This is a genomic window from Streptomyces sp. NPDC047982, assembly GCF_043204165.1.
GTDB lineage: Bacteria > Actinomycetota > Actinomycetes > Streptomycetales > Streptomycetaceae > Streptomyces.
Genome location: NZ_JBIDBS010000006.1, coordinates 34,792 through 53,718, shown reverse-complemented (window position 1 = coordinate 53,718; position 18,927 = coordinate 34,792). Strand labels below are relative to the sequence as shown.

The following is an 18,927-nucleotide window of genomic DNA, read 5'->3' as shown; positions in this document are numbered from 1 at the left end:
TGAATGCGAGCGAATTCATCATTCCGGAGCGGACGTTGCTCCACCCCCATGGCGTTCGGTCATTCAACGCCGTTTTCCGGTCATAGGTTCCCGGATTCAGCCGATCTTTTCCTTGATCGAATTCGGTCTGTGAGCCTTTCTCCCACTTGTCCCGTGTGTACCGGTGTTGCGCAGGAACACCGAACTCTAACGGAATATCGGCGCCGAATTCTCTCAGATCTCTTTTCGCATCAGATCCAACAGCCGTTTCCCGTGGACGGTCAGTTCCGCGGCCCCCTCCAACGTGTCAAGTGCCTCCGGTACGCCTTCCAGCCATCGTGACCCGAAAGCCCCCAATGCGATCCGTTCGTAGGTTTCGGACAGCAACCGGGAAAATGGAACGAATTCTTCCTTCCAGGGCATTCGATGGTCCCAGGAGCCGTCTGCCGCGTAAAGATCCGTGACATCGCGAAGCGCCCGCAATTCGGCGCGCCGGAAACCGCGGAGCATCCCGAACGCCAGCTCCTCGGGCCCGCCGTCCACGGGGATCCCCAGGGCACCCTGTCCGTGCCGCCCGACGCAGCTCTCCGCCGGGCCCAGCCCGGTCAGCGGGGTGAGGGTGGTGAGGAAACCCGCCATCTCCCGGACGCGTCCCGGGGCCTTCGCCCCGATCACGGCCCACGCCTCGTCGATCCTGGCCGCCAGACCGGCGGCGGCGCGGTCGTCGAGCGCGGACGCCGCGGGCGAGGAGAAGCAGTCGCGGAACGGGTCGAGGTCGTCGAGCACCAGCCCTGGGACCGAGCCGGGCACGCGGCCGGACGTCGAGACACCGGGCTCCGCACCCGGTACCGGGCCGGGCGCGGCCAGCCGGCGCAGCGGCCGCCACGCGGACGTCGCCTCCCGCAGCCGCACGACGTCCGTACCGGCCGCGCCGGCCCCCTCGCGCCGCACGACGAAGCCGTCCCCGGCGCCGCGCACCAGAGCCGTGCCGCGCTCCCCCGCGTCCCCGATCCGCGCCTCGCCGAGGCCGGGAAGGAAGAGACGGCCGTCCGAGAACGTCACCCGGACGGGCACGTCCAGTCCGGCCCGCACGACGGCCGCCGCAAGGTACGCCGGCAGCCCTCGCGCCACCCGGGCGGCCCCGGGCCGCTCATGGACCAGCTCCAGCGCGTGGAGCAGCCAGCCGCGGGTGTACGGCAGGGCCAGCACCTCGTCCAGACCTCGGGCGCCCTCCTCGGACTTCTCGATGGCGGCGGCCAGCTCCCAGGCGCTCGCCCACTCCTCGCCGCCACGCCGCCCGATGTCGGCGTTCAGTCGGGCGAGGAGGGTGCGGGTCAGGTCGTGCTGGACGGCGGCCAGCTCGGCGGGATCGGTCACCGCGGGTGCGACGAGGGACTGCGCCGTGCGCGCCTCGACGCCGCGCACCAGGGCCTCCAGGTCCGCGCAGTACACGGACGGGTTGGCGAAGGGGCCGTCCGGTCCCGTGGGGTCGTAGCGGTGGGTGTAGAGGCCGCCTCCGCACGACCGTACGACCGGGCATCGCCGGCAGGTCTCGCCGACGCCTGCCAGCCCCAGCTGACGGGCCCGTACCCCGGGGTGGGCGGCCACCTCGTCGAAGGCGTGGCCGAAGACGTCGAATCCGGTGGCCGCCGCGCCCTCGTAGGCGCTCTTGAGCGAATCGACCTGCTCCAGCCGTCCGTCTGTCTCCACCACGACGAGATCGGTGGGCGCGAGTCCCAGGGACTCGGTGAGGCTGGGGCCGCCGCTCAGGGTGGAGAACACCGAGGAGAACATCCGCACCGGTGCCGGACGCCCCCGCTCCTCCCAGCGGTCGAAGACCGCGAGGAGCCAGTCGGCGTAGGCCGTGGGTGATCCGTCCGGGCGCAGCGGCGGCCGGTCCCATGTGGCGTGCGGTAGCAGGAAGTCGATGAGCGGCGGTTCGAGTTCGAGGAGGGCGTCCAGGACCGCGTGCGGGTCGTTGCGGATGTCGACGGTGCACAGCAGGCCGAGGTCGAGGTGGCGGTAGCGCTCCTGCCGCAGCAGTTCGACGGCCTTGAGGACCAGGGGGTGGCTGCTGCGTCCGTCGGCATAGCGGCGGTGCCGGTCGTTGGCGGCGCGGTCGCCGTCGAGGGAGATGCCGACCCTGACGCCGAACTCGTCGAAGAGGTCGAGATAACGCGGGCTGAGCTGGGTCCCGTTGGTGTGGATGCGGAGATCGAGCTCCGCGACGCCTTCGAAGGCGGAAGTGAGCGCTTCGCAGACGCGGCGCAATCGGGCGGGGCCCGCCAGTAGGGGCTCCCCTCCGTGCAGGATCACTGACACGGAGGGCAACGCATGCGCTGTGGCATGCTCGGCCAGGCGCTGAGCTGTCTGGAAGATGACTTCGTCAGAGATTGTTCTGGGGCGGGTACGCCAACTCTGATCTGCATGTTCGTAGACGTAGCAATGGTCGCAGGCAAGATCGCACCTGCTGTGCACTTTGAGCACGAATTCGCGGAATGGGACCAGGGGTCCTGTCATTCCCTCAGTCTAGCCAGCATGCGGCGCGAATCAGAGCGCGGAACTGAAGGTGGACGCCTGGGTGTGGCGGTCGGCGGGGGCCGAGAACACTCGGCCGAGTTTGCGGTTGGCTTCTGCGCCGCGGGTGTCGATCTCGGCGAGCGACGTGCGGCCCTTCTTCGCGACAGCGAAGGCACGAGGGGATTCTGAGGTCTTCACGGCCATCCTTGAGGGGGAGTGTTGCGGATCACGAACAAAGCAGCCGGTTTCCGCATCATCACAGTGTCCGGCGAAACGACTTTACTCCCCTCAACGGGCTTGGCAACCGCGGAGATCCACTCGTCACACGAGTGGCATACAGAACGCATCAGGCGTCACGGAAGGCGTTCGCGTACGCGCCCACGACCGGGGGGAATGCGCCGGTGGAACGGGTGCGCGACCCGGCTTCCGCCATGGACCACCGGCGTCCCGGAATGCCTCTGGCCGACGCGTGCGCGGCAGGCGGCGCACGCACGTGTCGCGGCGGGCGGAACGCTCCGGCGTCACAGTGGGCGGGGCGCCCCGTCGGCCGGTGGGGCTCCGGTCGCCCGTACGCCCTTCATGCAGTCCATGATCCGCTCGTGGGTGTCGCCCACGACATCCGTGATCCTGGCGCGGACGTACACGGACTCGACCTGCGCCACGAAGTGTTCCGAGAACGCCCCCACCAGCACCGTCTCATGGCTCCCGGCCCCCACGAGGGGGAACCCCGCCCCGAAGTCGATGAGCCGGAAGTCCTCACCGGCGACCAGCCCCGCCCCGGTCAGCTCGTCGCAGGCGGCGGGGACGCTGCACCACGGCGTCAGGTCCCGCGCGTCCCTCATCACCACCCTGCAGTCCCAGGACTCGACGACGGCGAGGTGCTGGCCGCCGTTCATGACCCCGACCCGCCACGCGGGCACGCCCCGCGCGAGTTCACCGGTCGACCAGGTGGCCCTCCAGCCCAGGTACGGCCGCACCGTGCGGGCGTACTGCGCGCGGGCCAGCACGGCGCCCGCCGCGACCGCGAGCAGACTGCCCAGCGCCTCTGCGTCGAGGAGTTGCAGTCGCCACGGCCACTCGGTCCGCGCCCCGGCCGACACATTGGCCCGGACCATTTCCCAGACGAGCACGGCCACCAGCAGGACAAGGAGGGCCATCGGCACGGCGAACAGCAAAATGCTCCTGCGGATCCGCCGTTGGGCGTCGGACCATGGATCCGCGTCGCCGCGGCCTGCCTGGCTCATGCTCGAAATCTCCCCCGGGACGATGGGCAGCGAGAGGTGCACCATCGGTAACAGCCCTTGGAATACTGTCAGTTGACCCGACACCCCGCAATGCTCCGGGTCGCACGAGAGGGCGCGGACGGGCAGGCACCGGGCACGACGGGACCGAGAACGACCGGGCGGAACCGAAATCGGCCGGGCGGGGCCGAAAACGGTTGCAGGCACGGTCGCGGCCGTTGCCGCACCCGACCGGGCCACCTACCCTCATGCCTCCACCACCGCAGAACGCCTCCACCACCACAGACGGGGAGTGAACATGACGGCGATTCCCGGACCGCTCCGGAGCATGGTGTTCAGGAACGCCGACCTGCCGGAGCTCTTCCACCACACGGACGCGATCGCCGTCGCGAGCCAGCGGGAGGCCGTGAACACCACCCGCGTGCAGCTGATCCTGCTGGTCCTGGGCACGGTACCGGCGGCCCTGCCCTGGCGCGCCGAGCTGGGTGACACGTTCCAACTCGTCGATGCCATCGGTGTGTTGGCCTATACCGGCGTGCTGATCACGACCTACGTCGCCACCCGGCGCAGAGCGAAGTCGCAATGGCAGCTCAACCGCTCGGCGGCGGAGTTCATCAAGTCGATGTGCTGGCGCTACTCGGTGCACGGCGCCCCCTTCGACTCAAGTGCGCCGCACCCGGAGGCGTTGTTCGCGAACCGCCTCGAAGAGGGGCTTCAGGAGCTGTGCAAGGTGGGCTGGACCGATCCCCGTGACCTGACGGCGGACTCGGGCGGGCTGATCACCGATTCCATGCGGGAGTTACGCAACAAGGCGTTCACCGTGCGCAAGGAGACGTATGTCCGCGACCGGCTGATCGAGCAGCGTACGTGGTACCGCAGGCGCCAGGAGATGTCACGGCGGGCCACCCTGCTCTGGTCGAGCACGATCGCCGTACTGACCGCGCTGGCGCTGTTGTTCGCTCTGCTGCGGACGTTCTCCGTCATGCAGTCCTTCGCCGTGACCGGGGTCCTGTCGGCCGCCGCGGCGGCCTGCCTGGCGTGGAGCGAGATCCGCCGCCACCACCCGCTGATCTCGGCCCACTCGCTGGTGGAGCAGGATCTGGAGTCGATGCAGGTGGCGATGGAGACCACGCTGACCGAACGACAGTGGCCACGTGCCGTGTTCGAGACCGAGCGCATCGTCTCCCCGCAGCACACCGACTGGCTCGCCCGCCACCAGTGAGGCGCCGTCGGGGGAGGCGGACCGCGGTCAGTCGCGTTCCACGCCGTCGCGCCAGATCACGGTGACCGGGCGGCCCAGGCGGCGGGCGTAGGTCACGATGTCGCCCGTGCCGCCGAGACCACGGGCCGGCCTGCCGTCCCACACGGCGAGCAGCCGGTCGCAGTGGTCGGCGATGTACGCGCCCGCCGCGTAGTACGCCTCGTCCGTGGAGTGCGGGAAGTCCAGCCGGACCTCGCGGGCCGCACGTTTCTTGAGGGCCCGGTAGCGGCCGAGTTCGGCCGCGTCGGCGAAGGAGGACTCGTAGTCGCCGCTGGGAACGACCACGGTCAGGTCCGCGCCTCGGGCCAGGGCGAGATCGGCGAAGAGCTGGTCCGCGCCCACCGCCAGGCTGGACAGCGCCTCCAGGGAGCCCTCCAGGCCGCGCAGGGCCGCCTGGATCCCAGCCAGCACGTGCGCGTGGGCCTCTCGCGGAATGCTGCGATGGCCGGTCACTCCGATGCGATTCACGGATCCGCAACCCCCTGAGGTGTCTGCCGGGGGTTCCCCGGAGGGCTCCTCCGGGAGGCACAGCATCCGCCCCCGTTCGCTCCTGCATGACCGACCTGCCCCACATCCTCTCAAAAGGCTCGGGGCGAGCGGGAGCCCCTGCCCAGGATTCGGGCAGGGGCGAGCGGGGCCGCCGGGGCCGTTGTTCCCGAAGCGAATCGGCGGGGCGTCACCGGTTCGGGCCCGCCGCACCCGCTGAGGCCGACCACCTCGTCGGAGAAACGTCTCAGCCGCCGCAGTCGCAGTCGCAGCAGTCACAGGACTCGCAACAGCTCCCGCAGTTGCTGCAGCAGTCGCACGCATCGCAGCAGCTGCCGCAGTCGCACTGCTGGCACAGACCCTCACGGCGCTGATGGGTCCACGGGTCCTCGAAGGTGCCGCAGCACATCTGGCAGGTGCAGGCCAGCCCCGCCCACACCAGGCAGCCTGCGATCAGCCCGCGTCGGTCGCGCGGCGGCTCGGGCGGCGGCAGCGGCGGGCCACCGGGACCTCCTGGACCCGGGGCGTACGGGTTGTCCGGGCTCGGGGCGTACGGGTTGCCGGGCGGCGGCCCGTATGCTCCCCCAGGCCCGGCGCCCGGCGCGGAGAAGGTCCCGCCCGGGACCGTGCCGTGAAGGCTCTCGTCCGGAAGCACGCCGTGAAGGGTCCCGGACGGCGCCACGCCGTCGGTCCGGTGCGAGCACGTCGTGGTGCCGAAGGACCGGTCCACCGACTGCCGGAGCTCATGGACCAGCAGCACGTGGGCCAGCCTGCCGTCGGTGAACTCGGCGTCCCGCAGCGCCAGCCGTACGCCGCGCACGGCGTCGTCGCACAGCCGCCGGGCCTCGGCCCGGGAGGTGCCGGTCGCGGTGAGCGGGTTCCAGGCACCCGACGTCGCGTCAGCTTTCTGGTCCTCCACGGCGTCAAGCAGGTGCGCCAGGCGTCCGAAGAGGCGCCCCGCCTCGGCCAGCGGCTCCGCGTTCAGCGGCCGGCCGGCGAGCATCGCGGTGTGGGCGAAGGCCGCGGCGGTGGCGGTCTCGGTCGGCTCGGTGACCGTGAGCAGCGGTGTTCCGGGCCCGGCGAGCAGTTCGATGCCGCTCTGCCGGTCGACCGCGTCGACGAGGAGCGTCGTGTCGAAACCGAGTTGCGCGCCGGTGCGCGCGCCCGCGCGGTCCCACCCCGCGGCGACCCGGCGCGCGGCGGCTGCGATCGGACGGCGCCTCATCCAGCCGTCCCCGTCCGCGACGTGGTCCCGTACCTTCGCGGACGCCAGCACCAGCGAGACGGCGGCGGCCAGCCGGGCCCCCTCGCCGCGGGCGACCGGAGCGGTCCGCATGGCGCGCAGCGGGCAGGGCCCCGCAGTCCGGCGCCATCCCGTGGTGCGCTCGGACTGAGCCTCCGTCAGAACCGAGACGATCAGGCCGTCATAGTTCGTGACGATGCGGGCGAACTGTCCGTGGTCCTTGCGAAGTGCGAGGCAGAGCCCGCAGAGATGGGCCATCCACTCGGTCCGCATCCCTTCGGACAGCCGATGGGCACACGGCCTGACCATTCCGAACACGACGATCCCCCGAGTGTCGTCCGCTGCTGTCGCGCCGGGCTGGTGCACATGCGCGACGTGCATCGTAATCGAGCCATCCGTTCACCCGGACGCGCTCCGCGTCACCCGTACGGACCGGTGCATCACATTTTCTTTCTTTCAGACCATCAATGTGGGACAAACCCTGACGAACCGCCATATCTTCTGCACCAGTACCGTCACGAATCCCCTGCGCGCCGACTATCCACTTGGCGCACGATCCGCATCATGGACGACCATAGGGATACGAAAGAGATGCGGAGCAACACGGAACCGCGGTGAGAGGAGGCGTCCATGGGATCGGTGCGCAGGGCGAGTGCCTGGCTGGGCCTCGTAGAGGACAACGACGAGCGGTACTACGACGACGAGTACGCCGAGGTCGCGCACACCGGGACCGGTCAGGTGTGGGTGACCGACCCCCGGGTGCAGGCGGCCCCCGGGAAGGCCGAGGAGACGGACCGTCGGATCGCCACCGTCACCCCGGACAGCTTCCGGGACGCGCGGGCCGTCGGGGAGCTGTTCCGGGACGGCGTTCCGGTGATCGTGAACCTCACGGCCATGGACCCCACGGACGCCAAGCGCGTCGTGGACTTCGCCGCCGGGCTGACCTTCGGACTGCGCGGTTCGATCGAGCGGGTGGCCACCCGCGTCTTCCTGCTGACCCCGGCCGACACCCAGGTGCTCAGCGGCGAAGCCGCCGGCCGGCCGGCCGACGGCTTCTTCAACCAGAGCTGAGCGGGGCGCTCCCCCGACCGTCCTACCGGAACGCGTCGAGACCGGTGAGCGCCTTGCCCAGCACCAGCTGGTGCATCTCCACGGTCCCCTCGTAGGTGAGCACCGACTCCAGATTCGTCGCATGGCGCATCACGGGGTACTCCAGCGAGATCCCGTTGGCGCCGAGGACCGTGCGCGCGGTACGGCAGATCTCGATCGCCTCCCGCACGTTGTTGAGCTTCCCGAAACTGACCTGCTCCGGGCGGAGCGTGCCCGCGTCCATCCGCCGCCCCAGGTGGTGGGCGAGCAGGATCCCCTTGTGCAGTTCCACGGCCATGTCCGCGAGCTTGGCCTGGGTGAGCTGGAAGCCGCCGATGGGCCGGCCGAACTGCTCCCGCGTCCGCGCGTAGTCGAGCGCCGCCTCGAAACTGGCGCGCGCCGCGCCCATGGCACCCCAGACGATGCCGTAGCGGGCATGACCGAGGCAGCCGAGCGGCCCGCGCAGTCCGGTCACCCCGGGAAGCACGGCATCGGCCGGCAGCCGCACGTCGTCGAGGACCAGTTCGCTGGTGACCGAGGCGCGCAGGGACCATTTGTGCCTGATCTCGGGCGCGGAGAAGCCGGGGGCGTCGGTCGGCACGACGAACCCGCGGACCCCGGCGCCCGGCCGGCCCTCGTCGGTCTGCGCCCAGACGACGGCCACCCCGGCGACCGAGCCATTGGTGATCCACATCTTGCGGCCGGTGAGCACCCAGTCCTCGCCGTCGCGCCTGGCGTACGTCCGCATCCCGGCCGGGTCGGAGCCGTGGTCCGGCTCGGTGAGGCCGAAGCAGCCGATGATCTCCCCGGCGGCCATCCCGGGCAGCCACCGACGCCGCTGCTCCTCGGAGCCGTAGCGGTGGATGGCGTACATGGCGAGCGACCCCTGCACGGAGACCAGCGAGCGGATCCCCGAGTCCGCCGCTTCGAGTTCGAGGCAGGCCAGCCCGTACTGGACGGCGGTGGCGCCCGCGCAGCCGTAGCCGCTCAGGGACATCCCCAGGGCGCCGAGCGAACCGAGTTCGCGGGCGAGTTCGCGGATCCCGGGCAGTTCGCCGTTCTCGTACCACTCGGCGATGTGCGGCAGGATCCGGTCGGCCGCCCAGTCGCGGACGGTGTCGCGGATGTCCAGGTCCTCGGTGCCGAGCAGATCGTCGATGCCGATGGGGTCGGCGGGGTCGAAGGGCGGGAGCTTCGAGGACGGGGTGGTGGACATGGGAGTGCCTCCGGGCGGCTCGCGCGTTGCCGGGCCGGACGGCACGGGCGGTGTCACGGAGCCGGGTACGCACCCGGCCGGTCCCGCTCCCCGCGCCGTGGGGCCGGCCGACCCGGAACCAGCAGTGTCGGTCACGGCGTCGTGCCGACGTTACGGCTCAGTGCCCCGCCCGTCCAGAGCCGGTCGCCTCCGCGGGGCGGCGGTCGGCGGGCGCCGGGGACGAGCGTCGCGCGGAGCCCTCGCCGGGGGCCTGACGCGCCGCGGGAATCCCCTCGCCCGCACCGGTCCCCTCCGGGGCGGAACAGGCCGGACCCGGGCCCTCCGGTTCGACGGGGACCGGAGCCGGCTCCTCCGTCCTGCGCGGCAGCCGCAGCGCGGCGAGCGCCCCCAGCAGCAGGAGGGCCGCGCTGACCAACAGCGTGACGTGCAGTCCGGTGATGAAGGAGCCGCAGGCCGTGGTTCGCACCGTCTCCCCCAAAGAACCGCCGATCCGGTCGGCCACCTGGTACGCCTCGCCGAGGGAGTGCGCGGCGGCCTCGCTGTCGGCGGCGGAGACGCCCATGTCGGGGAGCTTCGCGAGTCCGGGGGCGTACGCGGCGTTCATGACGCTGCCGAGAAAGGCGATCCCGATGCCCGCGCCGAGTTGGTAGGAGGTCTCGCCGATGGCCGCCGCGCCGCCCGCCCGGTCGGCGGGGGCGTCGCTGAGCATGGATTCGTATGCCGCGAAGAGCGTGGTCTGGAGCCCGAAGCCGAGTGCCACGAAGGCCGCGGTCAGCAGGGCGGGCCTGTCGTGCCGGCCCATAGCGGTCAGGACCAGCACCGAGGCGGCGGTGAGCACGAACCCCCAGACGACCATCCTGCGCGGCCCGACGCGGTGCAGCGTGTACGAGCCGGTGGCGCCCGCCGCCATGGCGGCGAACGTGAGCGGCAGCAGCCGCAGACCGGTCTCCAGCGGGCTCAGGCCGAGGACGAGTTGGAGGTACTGCACGGCGATCAGTTGCAGCCCGACCAGGGCCAGCATCGCGACGACGATGCAGCCCACCGCGGTGGAGAAGGCGGGCCTGGCGAACATCCCGATGTCGATCAGCGGATGCGTACGCCGTTTCTGACGGCGCGCGAACAGGGCGAGCAGCACTGCCCCGACGAGCAGCGGGACCAGCGCGGTCGGGCTGAGCAGCGCCTCCCCGGCACCTGCCCGCTTCACCCCGAGCACCACCCCGAGCACCCCTGCCGCGGCCATCAGCGCGCCGAACACGTCCCACGGGCCGTCGCCACCGCCGCGGGACTCGGGCAGCAGCAGGCGGCCGACGGGCAGCACCAGGGCCATCAGCGGGATGTTGATCAGGAAGACCGAGCCCCACCAGAAGTGCTCGACGAGAAAGCCGCCGACCACGGGCCCGGTCGCGGCCCCGACGGCGGCGACCGCCGACCAGACGCCGATCGCGACGGCCCGCTCGCGGCGGTCAGGAAAGACCTGACGGACGATCGACAGCGTGGCGGGCATGATCATCGCCCCGCCGACGCCGAGCAGGGCGCGCGCCGCTATGAGCACGCCGGGGGAGCCGGCCAGCGCGGCAATCGCCGAGGCGATCCCGAAGAGCGCGTAACCGAGCAGCAGGACGCGGCGGCGGCCGACCCGGTCGCCGAGCGTCCCGAAGAGGATCAGCAGCGAGGCACAGACCAGCGGGTAGGCGTCCACGATCCACAGGAGATCGACGGCACTGGGCCGCAGGTCCTCGGTGAGGGAGGGAACCGCGACGTGGAGCACGGTCGCGTCGAGCGCCACGAGCAGCAGGCTGAGGCAGAGGACGACGAGGACGACCCATCGATTGGCACCGCCGGCCACCGGGCGTGACCGGGCTCGGGCTTTGGTCGTCCCGGACATGCATGTACCTCCCAAAAGGTCCCTCGCCCTCGGCGGGCCGGCCGGGTACGCGGCGGACGCACCGCCCCTCGGGGCCCGGCATTCGACGGGCGAGTGGTCCGTCAGCGTACGCGAGTTCGGAGAACTCACACGTGGCCCATCTCATACCTCGACGCGCCGTGGAGTGCGGCCCGCGTCACGCGGCGGGTCGCGCTCGCCGCCCCGGCCTGCGCGAACGATCTCCGCGCCCGGCACAGAAGGTACTCGCCCCGCCCCGCGGAGCGATCGCCGGGCCCGCCACCGGAGCGTTCGGTGACCGGGCGGGCACCGTCCGTCCTCCCCCTCGGTTCCGTTTGTTTTCGTACCGACACCTCCTGGGATTTTCCGGCCGCGTTAAACACCCTTCCGAAATAAGTGCGAAATGAATGATGTAAAAGCGCTCCGATGCGCTTCTTCGGATCCGGAATTAAGGCATCGGCGAGACATAGCCCACATCACATCGTCATCACAAAGAGACCTGAACGCCCTGGTCGCGCACTCACTCGCTGTAACGTCGATTGGGTGCGTACCGACATCTTTGCCCGCCTGGACCGGGAGCCGGAGCCGCCGAAGATAGAGCCGCCGCGGATGAGCCGCCACCGCGTCGCCCTCTTCGGCGGGACGTTGGCGTTCTACGTCGCCATCGTCGTCGCCGTGCTGACCTCCTCCTGGCTGGTGGCGCTGGACTGGAAGGTCATGCTCTTCCGGCCGTATCAGCAATGGCCGGAAATCCATGCGTTCCTCGACTACTACGTCGTGCTCGGCCAGCGCGGTCCCACCGCCACCATGGTCGCCTGCTGGCTCGGCTGGCGCTCCTGGCGGCAGCACACGCTGCGGCCCCTGCTGACGCTCGGCGCGGCGCTGCTGCTGCTGAACGCGACGGTCGGCGCGGTCAAGATCGGCCTGGGACGCCTCGGCCCGCACTACGCCACGCAGATCGGTTCCGCGGAACTCTTCGCCGGCGGCGACATATTTCCCTCGGGTCACACCGCCAACGCGGTGGTGACCTGGGGAATCCTCGCCTATCTGGCCACCACTCCGAGGGCCAGGCGCTACTTGTCGGCCCTTTCGGCGATCGTCTCGCTCGGCGTCGGGCTCACCACCGTCTACCTCGGCACGCACTGGCTCAGCGATGTGCTGCTGGGCTGGGCCGCAGGACTGCTGATCCTGCTGGGACTGCCCTGGGTCGAGCCGCTGATCGCCCGGACCGAGACGTGGATCTTCGCGCAGCGCGAGAGCCTGCGGGGACTCGGCCGTCCCGCGCCCTCCGCGCCCGTCACGGTCTCGGGTCCCCGGACCGAGTCGTTCCCGCTGCCGGACGGCGAGGACGCCCCGGCCGCAGGCACGGTCCCGGAACCGGTCGCCGTGGGCGGCCCCACGGCGACCGCCACGGTCACGGGCCCCCGTCCGCACGCCCATCCGGCCCCGCCGTCGCACCCGCTGCATCTGCCGCGCTCGGAGCGGACCCCGGTCACCCCCACCGGCAGCCGCCGGACGTCGACCCCGGACCGGGCGCCGCGCGGCGGAGCGGCGTCGGCCCGGCCGGTGACCGGCGGCTGACCCCCGGGAACGGTGAGCCCGGTACGGGTCCCCGCTTCCCGACATGTGTGAAGGCCCCGACCTGCCTGAGGTCGGGGCCTTCGCACATGTCTTGAGGTCGGGGCCTTCGCACATGTCAGGAGCCGGGCTCAGCCCACCCAGCAGCGGGTGACGACCGAGTCCGCGACCTCGAAGTTGATCCGCCCGGCCCGGAACTCCATGGTGATGACCGTGCCCGGCGGCAGGGATCTGACGGTGGTCCAGCCACGGTCGCGGGCCCGCCGCTCGGCCGCGTCCGCGGCGAGGCCGACGTACGAGCCGGGTGAGTCCTGGGGCTGGACGGGACGGTTCGGCACAGGCTCCATACCCCTCACCGTAGGTGGCCGGGGACCGCGGGGAAAGCCGGGACCGGGTCCGTCGCACGGCGTCCCCACATCCCTCGCCGGTCACACTTGTGTCACAGGATCACGACATCGGTTCCCTCGCGGTCACCCGCCCCGAACACACCGTCCACGCCTCGACGGACAGTAATCGGAAAAACTCGCGGACGATCGCGTGAAGAGCCCGGAAAACCAAGCCGAATACCTCGTTCCGAAAGGCTGGAATTTCCCTGCCCAATATCCGGCGGGAACGCTCGCGCCGCCGAGAATTCACGCTTCCTTATGGCACCCTTATCGTCTGGTCACAAATTCGCGTCACGCGGGACGGAAGGACGCACGATCCCCGGACGGCGGGACGCGGACGGGTGCGCGTACACCGCCCGCGCGGCGGCCGGGGCCCGCGCCGGTGTTTCGACGCCACCGGCCGCGCGGTGCCCGGTTTTGGGGCCGGACCGGGTCCGCCGGCCGTCGCCGGTCAGGCTCCGGGCCCGGGTCCGACCCGTACGCAGAGGCCGTTGTCGCCCGTGTAGCAGCAAGTGGCCCGGGCCCCTCCCCCGATGTCACGGCCCGGGTAGACGAAGACGTTCTTGCGGTCCCACACGTCGTCGAGGAGGCGGGAGATCCGTACCGCACCGGCCTGTTCATCGGCGACGGCCCCGGGCACCAGCCAGAGCGTCCACAGCCGCTCGTCCCCCACCGGCCCGTCCGTCAGCCGGCCGAGCGGCAGCGTGAAGGCGAACGCGCCCTGCCTCCCGGTGACCGGCACCCGGCACACCCGGTCGGGGGCGTCGGCCCTCCTCGCCTCGACATGGGCGCCGTCGCCGAGCCGGACCCCGTACAGGGTGCCCTCGACGGTCATCCCGCTCCCGTCGAAGGTCACCGGCCCGGCCTCGGCGTGCGGTGAGCGGATCCAGCAGCGCAGGGCGAGCCGGCCGTCGACGGTCGGGTACGGGATGCGCACCACGACCCGCCCGTCCTCCGGTACACGATCGATGAGCAACCGCAGGTCCCTGATCCCGGGCTCGACCGCCGTCTCCGCGTCCTTGCCCGTGCCCGGCCGTCGCACATGGACGTCCCAGCGGCCCTCGGCGGGCTCCACCGTGCTCGGCAGCACCGCCCGGAACCGCCCCTTCCCGGCCGGGTCCAGGGGAAGCCGGAGGGTGGCACCGTCGCCCCTGCCACCGCGCAGCCGGAGGAGCAGTTCGAGTGCCTCCCCGTCGCCACGGCCCGGGCCGGAACCGTCGTGACCGGAGCCGGGACCGTCGGGGCCGGGGCCGTCATGGCCGTCCGGACCGTCGGGGCCGTCGGGGCCGTCGGGGCCGGATCCGGCGGCGGGAACGTCGACTTCGAAGGTGATCGTCCCGTCCGGGCCCGCGACGCAGTCGGCCCGTGGTGTCCGCCGCTCCGCGGCGACGGTCGTGCGTTCTGCGGGTACGGTCATGCGGACTTCCTCCTGCGGATGACATCGGCGGCCGTGTGACGCAGGGCGTACGCCCCGTCCAGCACGGTGCTCCGGGCCCGGTGCAGCGTGCTGCGCAGCGCGCCGTGCGCGCGCTCGCGCGGGGGCCGGGAGACGAGTTCGGTGAAGAGCCGCTCGTGGCGTTCGGCGATCCGCGCCGGGTCGAAGCGCTCGGACGCGGCCAGCGCGGCGCGTCCGAAGCGCTCCCGGGCCTCGTCGTCCTCGATCAGGCCGAGGAGGGCGTCCTTCAACGCCGCCGGGTCGCCGACGGGCACCAGCCGTCCGTCGGTGCCGTCCCCGATGATCTCGCGCGGGCCGTGCGGGCAGTCGGTGGCGACGACCGGCAGGCCGCAGCGCATCGCCTCGACGATGGTCATGCCGAAGGACTCGCGGTCCGACGTGACCGCGGCGATCGACCCCTTGGGCCATTCGGCCTCCAGGGGATTGACCGCGCCCATCAGGAACACGTGGTTGTGCAGGCCGAGTTCGCCGATGAGCGCGAGCAGCGCCCGGCGTTCGTTCCCGGTCGCGTCACCGGATCCGTAGATGCGCAGCCGCCAGTCCGGGCGGACGGCGACCACGTCGGCGAACGCGCGGACGAGCAGGTCGTACCGCTTGACCCTGTGCAGCCGGCCCGCGGCGACGACCCACTTGCCGGTGCCGTCGGCGGGTGCGATCCGCGGCTCGGGCACGCTGTTGGGGATGGCCTCGATGCGCACGCCGGGCAGCTTGAACCCGGCCCGGTAGGCGCGGGCGTCGGCCTCGGTGACGGTGGTGATCGCGTCGAGCAGGGCGTAGCGGTGCCCGATCTCGCGGCGCAGGCGGTAGCCGTGGCTGTCGAGAGTGAGGTGCTCCTGCCCGATCCGCACCGGGCCGCGCCGGGTCTGCCTGCTGATCTGCACATTGAGCCCGGGGCGGGTGCCGACGACGACGTCCGCGTCCAGGGAGCGCAGATGGTTCGCCACCCGGGCGTCGGTCAGCCGGCTGTACTGCCGGTACCTGCTGTCACCGCGCGGGAACACGGACGCGGGACGGGCGTGCTCGGCGGCGTCGCCGTCGTACGCCGGGCTCTTCTTCCGCAGGTCGACGAGGTGGCCGAGTCGGACGCCCGCCGGGGCTCCCAGCACCGGAACGTCCCGGTGCCGGAAGACGGACACGATCTCCACGTCATGGTGCTCGGCCAGCGTCGCGGCGAGGTTGAACGTCGTGCGGATCGTGCCCCCGACCCCGTAGGCGTTGTGGAGCAGGAAAGAGATGTGCATGAAGTGCCATGGCTCCTGGTTCGACTGATCAACAACGGGCCGCACTTGCCAGGACGGGCCGGACCAGCCGCCGGTTCACTCCACCCCTGGACCAGTTTCAGCCATTTTCGCGTTCACCTGTTTTCCTGACTTATCGACGTATCAGTGAACCGCTGCACAGCAGATTGGCCCACTCCCTGCGGCGCCAATCTCTACATATGGGGTGTAACAGCCCTTCGGATCGAGAGATTCACTCTCTACGTCAGATGGTTCGATTACGTTCCCTTTCTCGCGTGACTCCAGCCGCGGATCGCCCGTTGTCCTTTTCATGAGCCGGGAAGCGCCCGGCGCACGCACCGAGTTCGAGGAGCCACCCGTGCCGCGCATGCTCGACGTCAGCGAGGACGTACGCGCCGAGATCGGCGACGCCGAAGCCGACCGACTGCTCGTCGGCGACAACACCCCGGGCAGCTACGACTGCACCTCGTGCCGCACCCCCGGCGACTGCGCACACGAACGCACCAGCACGGTCCTCTTCGTCGGCGAGGAAACCGCCGTCCTGGCCTTCGCCCACGCGAGCTGCATCCCCTCGCAGGTCGTCAGGGTCGCGGAGGAGCAGTTGCAGGGCGCGGTGCGCAGCATCACGGGCGGGCAGGCCGAGGAGCAGGGGCGGCAGGTGCTTCCGGAGGGCATCGGCGCCGAGCAGGCCGTCCTCGGGATCACGAGTGGACTCGTGCTGATCGACGACGATCTCCACCCGGCGCTCGTCGTCGAGCCGACGGGCACGATCGTCCGCCCGGGCACGGACGGCGGCCAGGGCGACGAATTCCTCCAGCTGCTCCTGGAACAGGGATTCCAGCCGGTCCACCGGATGGAGCAGGTGCCCTCGGCCCTGCCCGGCTGGTCGATCCTTCTCGCCATGGGCCGGCTGCACGCCGTGCTCCAGCCGGGCACCGACGGCGGGCCCCAGGTCGCCTGGTGGCAGGCGCACGCACCGCTCCAGGTCACCGAGGGCTGGCGGACCGCCGCCAACAAGACGCGGACGGTGCTCGTCTACGCCGCCCCGGCCGGGGCGATCGGCCAGCAGCCCCGCGAGGACCTGCTGCGCGACGCCCTGGACAAGGCCGCCGCGAACGGACTCCTGGTCGCCGCGGCGATGCCGCTGGCCGGTACCTGATCACGTCCGTCGGGCCAGAGCTGTGGCGAACAGTTATTTCTCGGCCGGGCCCGCATCCGAAGTACCGCGGGGTCGTTGGCAGATACGTGCACTCATACGACTCCTCCCATCAGCGCCCGAGCCCGATCCCTGCCATGCGCCCCTCTCGGGTGCCCTCGGGCGGTCAGTCCCAGACCCCGATCTACGACGCGCTGTACTCCGAGTACCGGCGGTCGTTCCGGGCGCTGCCGGGTGATCGTAGCGGTGAGGAGAATCTCGGCTTCGTGGCCTTCGGCCTCGGGCTGTCCGGCGGGCGCGCCCCGCTGAGCGGTCACTCCTCCGGTCACCCGGCGGGCCTCTCCACCGGCCTGTCCGTGCACGGCTCGTCCGCCGCGCACGTCGGGTCGCCCGGACGCCATGGCGCCGGCCCGGCCGCTCACACCGGCAGTCCCACCGCCTGGCAGCGTGTGGGACGGCACTCCGGGCGGGCCCAGGCGGCTCTCCCGCCGGGCTCGCGCACCACCTGAACCGCGTGACGGAGCCCCGGACCACGTCGAACCGGTCCGGGGCTCCGTCACGCGCGCGGGGACGTCACTTGTTGCGGCCGCGCTTCTCGCGGACCCGCACCGAGATGTGGATCGGCGTGCCCTCGAAGCCGAACTCCTCGCGCAGCCGGCGCTCGACGAAACGCCGGTAGCCGTGCTCCAGGAAGCCGGAGGCGAACAGCACGAACCGCGGCGGCTTGGTGCCCGCCTGGGTACCGAAGAGGATCCGGGGCTGCTTGCCGCCGCGGACCGGGTGCGGGTGGGAGGCGATGAGTTCGCCGAGGAACGCGTTCAGCCGTCCGGTGGGAACACGGGTCTCCCAGCCGGCGAGCGCGGTCTCGATCGCCGGGACCAGCTTCTCCATGTGGCGGCCGGTGGCGGCCGAGATATTGACCCGCGGAGCCCACGCGACCTGCGCCAGCTCCGTCTCGATCTCGCGCTCCAGGTAGTAGCGCCGCTCCTCGTCGAGGGTGTCCCACTTGTTGTACGCGATCACCAGGGCGCGCCCGGCCTCCACGGCCATGGTGATGATGCGCTGGTCCTGGACGCTGACGGACTCGCCCGCGTCGATCAGGACGACGGCGACCTCGGCCTTCTCCACGGCGGCGGCGGTGCGCAGCGACGCGTAGTAGTCCGCGCCCTCCTGGAGGTGGACGCGGCGGCGGATACCGGCCGTGTCGATGAACTTCCAGGTGACACCGCCGAGTTCGATCAGCTCGTCGACCGGGTCGCGCGTGGTGCCCGCGAGTTCGTTGACCACGACGCGGTCCTCGTTGGCCACCTTGTTGAGCAGCGAGGACTTACCGACGTTCGGACGGCCGATGAGGGCGATCCGCCGGGGGCCGCCGACCGCGGTGCCGAAGCGCTGTGCCGGCGCCTCGGGCAGTGCTTCGAGCACGGCGTCGAGGAGGTCGCCGGTGCCGCGGCCGTGCAGCGAGGAGACCGGGTGCGGTTCGCCGAGGCCCAGCGACCAGAGCATGGCGGCGTCCGCCTCGCCGCTCTGTCCGTCGACCTTGTTGGCGCACAGCACGACGGGCTTGCCTGCCCGGCGCAGCAGCTTGACGACGGCCTCGTCGGTGTCGGTGGCACCGACCTTCGCGTCGACCACGAAGACGACCGCGTCGGCCGCCTCGATCGCGTACTCGGCCTGGGCGGCGACGGAGGCGTCGATGCCCAGCACGTCCTGCTCCCAGCCGCCGGTGTCGACGACCTTGAAACGGCGGCCCGCCCACTCGGCCTCGTAGGTGACGCGGTCGCGGGTGACGCCGGGCCGGTCCTCGACGACCGCCTCACGGCGGCCGATGATCCGGTTCACCAGGGTCGACTTGCCGACATTGGGGCGGCCGACGACGGCGAGCACGGGCAGGGGTCCGTGCCCCGCCTCGTCGATCGCGCCCTCGATCTCCTCGGCGTCGAAGCCCTCCTCCGCGGCGAGCTCCATGAACTCCGCGTACTCGGCGTCGCCAAGCGCTCCGTGCTCGTGGCCCGAGCCCCCGGAGTGAATCTGGTCGTTCATGAAGTCCGTTCCTCTTTGCCTCATCGTCGAGGGGGCGCCCGCGCGCGGCCCCCAAAACAAATAATAAGCAACGAGTCCCCCGGTGCCGCGGCGGGGGCCCCGCCGGCCCCCCACCCCCCCGGGGAAACCCCGGGCGCCACCCCCGGGGGGGTG

The 18,927-nt window shown here is 71.4% G+C and carries 16 protein-coding genes; 5 read left to right on the top strand and 11 right to left on the bottom strand.

Annotation, left to right across the window (positions count from 1 at the left end):
• Positions 1 to 213 precede the first annotated feature (213 nt).
• From ACGF2V_RS09370 to ACGF2V_RS09360, 3 genes are all read right to left on the bottom strand, one after another.
• Complete coding sequence (locus tag ACGF2V_RS09370) at positions 214 to 2,499, bottom strand: radical SAM/SPASM protein FxsBH, inactivated beta-hydroxylase extension form (RefSeq protein ID WP_362623421.1); 2,286 nt, start codon at positions 2,497 to 2,499, stop codon at positions 214 to 216.
• A gap of 30 nt (positions 2,500 to 2,529) precedes the next feature.
• Positions 2,530 to 2,697, bottom strand: a complete 168-nt coding sequence (fxsA, locus tag ACGF2V_RS09365) for an FxSxx-COOH cyclophane-containing RiPP peptide (protein ID WP_362623424.1) — start codon at positions 2,695 to 2,697, stop codon at positions 2,530 to 2,532.
• Positions 2,698 to 3,020: 323 nt separating this feature from the next.
• On the bottom strand, positions 3,021 to 3,743 hold the full coding sequence (locus ACGF2V_RS09360) for a hypothetical protein (protein ID WP_362623426.1): 723 nt from the start codon (positions 3,741 to 3,743) through the stop codon (positions 3,021 to 3,023).
• A gap of 295 nt (positions 3,744 to 4,038) precedes the next feature.
• On the opposite strand from ACGF2V_RS09360, the gene ACGF2V_RS09355 reads away from it, so the two are divergent.
• Positions 4,039 to 4,962 (top strand): DUF4231 domain-containing protein, encoded by a 924-nt coding sequence (locus ACGF2V_RS09355; protein WP_362705126.1) that lies wholly within the window; start codon positions 4,039 to 4,041, stop codon positions 4,960 to 4,962.
• 27 nt (positions 4,963 to 4,989) lie between these two features.
• On the opposite strand, the gene ACGF2V_RS09350 is transcribed toward ACGF2V_RS09355, so the two are convergent.
• Together ACGF2V_RS09350 and ACGF2V_RS09345 are read right to left on the bottom strand one after the other, a co-directional pair.
• On the bottom strand, positions 4,990 to 5,469 hold the full coding sequence (locus ACGF2V_RS09350) for a hypothetical protein (protein ID WP_362705128.1): 480 nt from the start codon (positions 5,467 to 5,469) through the stop codon (positions 4,990 to 4,992).
• A gap of 265 nt (positions 5,470 to 5,734) precedes the next feature.
• Complete coding sequence (locus ACGF2V_RS09345) at positions 5,735 to 6,988, bottom strand: DUF5685 family protein (protein ID WP_389044673.1); 1,254 nt, start codon at positions 6,986 to 6,988, stop codon at positions 5,735 to 5,737.
• Positions 6,989 to 7,360: 372 nt separating this feature from the next.
• On the opposite strand from ACGF2V_RS09345, the gene ACGF2V_RS09340 reads away from it, so the two are divergent.
• Positions 7,361 to 7,801, top strand: coding sequence for a cell division protein SepF (locus ACGF2V_RS09340; protein WP_362705130.1), 441 nt, complete (start codon positions 7,361 to 7,363; stop codon positions 7,799 to 7,801).
• A gap of 22 nt (positions 7,802 to 7,823) precedes the next feature.
• Here ACGF2V_RS09340 and ACGF2V_RS09335 read toward each other — a convergent pair whose 3' ends face one another.
• Together ACGF2V_RS09335 and ACGF2V_RS09330 are read right to left on the bottom strand one after the other, a co-directional pair.
• On the bottom strand, positions 7,824 to 9,035 hold the full coding sequence (locus tag ACGF2V_RS09335) for an acyl-CoA dehydrogenase family protein (protein ID WP_362705133.1): 1,212 nt from the start codon (positions 9,033 to 9,035) through the stop codon (positions 7,824 to 7,826).
• 157 nt (positions 9,036 to 9,192) lie between these two features.
• Entirely contained in the window at positions 9,193 to 10,920 is a 1,728-nt protein-coding gene (locus ACGF2V_RS09330; RefSeq protein ID WP_362626976.1) for an MFS transporter, read from the bottom strand.
• Positions 10,921 to 11,460: 540 nt separating this feature from the next.
• On the opposite strand from ACGF2V_RS09330, the gene ACGF2V_RS09325 reads away from it, so the two are divergent.
• The gene (locus ACGF2V_RS09325) at positions 11,461 to 12,498 is read left to right on the top strand and encodes a phosphatase PAP2 family protein (RefSeq protein WP_362626978.1); all 1,038 of its coding nucleotides are present in this window, start codon (positions 11,461 to 11,463) and stop codon (positions 12,496 to 12,498) included.
• A gap of 128 nt (positions 12,499 to 12,626) precedes the next feature.
• Here ACGF2V_RS09325 and ACGF2V_RS09320 read toward each other — a convergent pair whose 3' ends face one another.
• The 3 genes from ACGF2V_RS09320 to ACGF2V_RS09310 form a co-directional block, all read right to left on the bottom strand.
• Positions 12,627 to 12,842 carry an I78 family peptidase inhibitor gene (locus tag ACGF2V_RS09320; RefSeq protein WP_362626981.1) on the bottom strand — a complete coding sequence of 72 codons (216 nt, stop codon included), beginning with the start codon at positions 12,840 to 12,842 and terminating at the stop codon, positions 12,627 to 12,629.
• A gap of 490 nt (positions 12,843 to 13,332) precedes the next feature.
• Entirely contained in the window at positions 13,333 to 14,298 is a 966-nt protein-coding gene (locus tag ACGF2V_RS09315) for a transferase (RefSeq protein ID WP_362705136.1), read from the bottom strand.
• Positions 14,295 to 15,578, bottom strand: a complete 1,284-nt coding sequence (locus tag ACGF2V_RS09310) for a glycosyltransferase family 4 protein (protein ID WP_362626986.1) — start codon at positions 15,576 to 15,578, stop codon at positions 14,295 to 14,297. Before ACGF2V_RS09310 ends, ACGF2V_RS09315 begins: the two co-directional genes overlap by 4 nt.
• A 355-nt stretch (positions 15,579 to 15,933) precedes the next feature.
• Here ACGF2V_RS09310 and ACGF2V_RS09305 point away from each other — a divergent pair, with 355 nt between their 5' ends.
• Together ACGF2V_RS09305 and ACGF2V_RS09300 are read left to right on the top strand one after the other, a co-directional pair.
• A complete protein-coding gene (locus ACGF2V_RS09305) occupies positions 15,934 to 16,734 on the top strand; it encodes a hypothetical protein (protein WP_362626989.1) in 801 nt (266 codons plus the stop codon).
• 134 nt (positions 16,735 to 16,868) lie between these two features.
• Positions 16,869 to 17,240: a hypothetical protein gene (locus tag ACGF2V_RS09300; protein ID WP_362705138.1), complete on the top strand. Its 372-nt coding sequence runs from the start codon at positions 16,869 to 16,871 to the stop codon at positions 17,238 to 17,240.
• Between the two features lie 64 nt (positions 17,241 to 17,304).
• Here ACGF2V_RS09300 and der read toward each other — a convergent pair whose 3' ends face one another.
• Positions 17,305 to 18,774: a ribosome biogenesis GTPase Der gene (gene der / locus ACGF2V_RS09295; protein WP_362626994.1), complete on the bottom strand. Its 1,470-nt coding sequence runs from the start codon at positions 18,772 to 18,774 to the stop codon at positions 17,305 to 17,307.
• Positions 18,775 to 18,927 lie beyond the last annotated feature (153 nt).

Bases quoted from the DNA above. Each gene is read 5' to 3' on its own strand.
- ACGF2V_RS09310 (WP_362626986.1), bottom strand. From the start codon at position 15,578: ATGCACATCTCTTTCCTGCTCCACAACGCCTACGGGGTCGGGGGCACG.
- ACGF2V_RS09345 (WP_389044673.1), bottom strand. From the start codon at position 6,988: ATGGCCCATCTCTGCGGGCTCTGCCTCGCACTTCGCAAGGACCACGGA.
- der (WP_362626994.1), bottom strand. From the start codon at position 18,774: ATGAACGACCAGATTCACTCCGGGGGCTCGGGCCACGAGCACGGAGCG.
- ACGF2V_RS09330 (WP_362626976.1), bottom strand. From the start codon at position 10,920: ATGTCCGGGACGACCAAAGCCCGAGCCCGGTCACGCCCGGTGGCCGGC.
- ACGF2V_RS09315 (WP_362705136.1), bottom strand. From the start codon at position 14,298: ATGACCGTACCCGCAGAACGCACGACCGTCGCCGCGGAGCGGCGGACA.
- ACGF2V_RS09335 (WP_362705133.1), bottom strand. From the start codon at position 9,035: ATGTCCACCACCCCGTCCTCGAAGCTCCCGCCCTTCGACCCCGCCGAC.
- ACGF2V_RS09360 (WP_362623426.1), bottom strand. From the start codon at position 3,743: ATGAGCCAGGCAGGCCGCGGCGACGCGGATCCATGGTCCGACGCCCAA.
- ACGF2V_RS09370 (WP_362623421.1), bottom strand. From the start codon at position 2,499: ATGACAGGACCCCTGGTCCCATTCCGCGAATTCGTGCTCAAAGTGCAC.
- ACGF2V_RS09300 (WP_362705138.1), top strand. From the start codon at position 16,869: ATGCGCCCCTCTCGGGTGCCCTCGGGCGGTCAGTCCCAGACCCCGATC.
- ACGF2V_RS09355 (WP_362705126.1), top strand. From the start codon at position 4,039: ATGACGGCGATTCCCGGACCGCTCCGGAGCATGGTGTTCAGGAACGCC.
- ACGF2V_RS09320 (WP_362626981.1), bottom strand. From the start codon at position 12,842: ATGGAGCCTGTGCCGAACCGTCCCGTCCAGCCCCAGGACTCACCCGGC.
- ACGF2V_RS09340 (WP_362705130.1), top strand. From the start codon at position 7,361: ATGGGATCGGTGCGCAGGGCGAGTGCCTGGCTGGGCCTCGTAGAGGAC.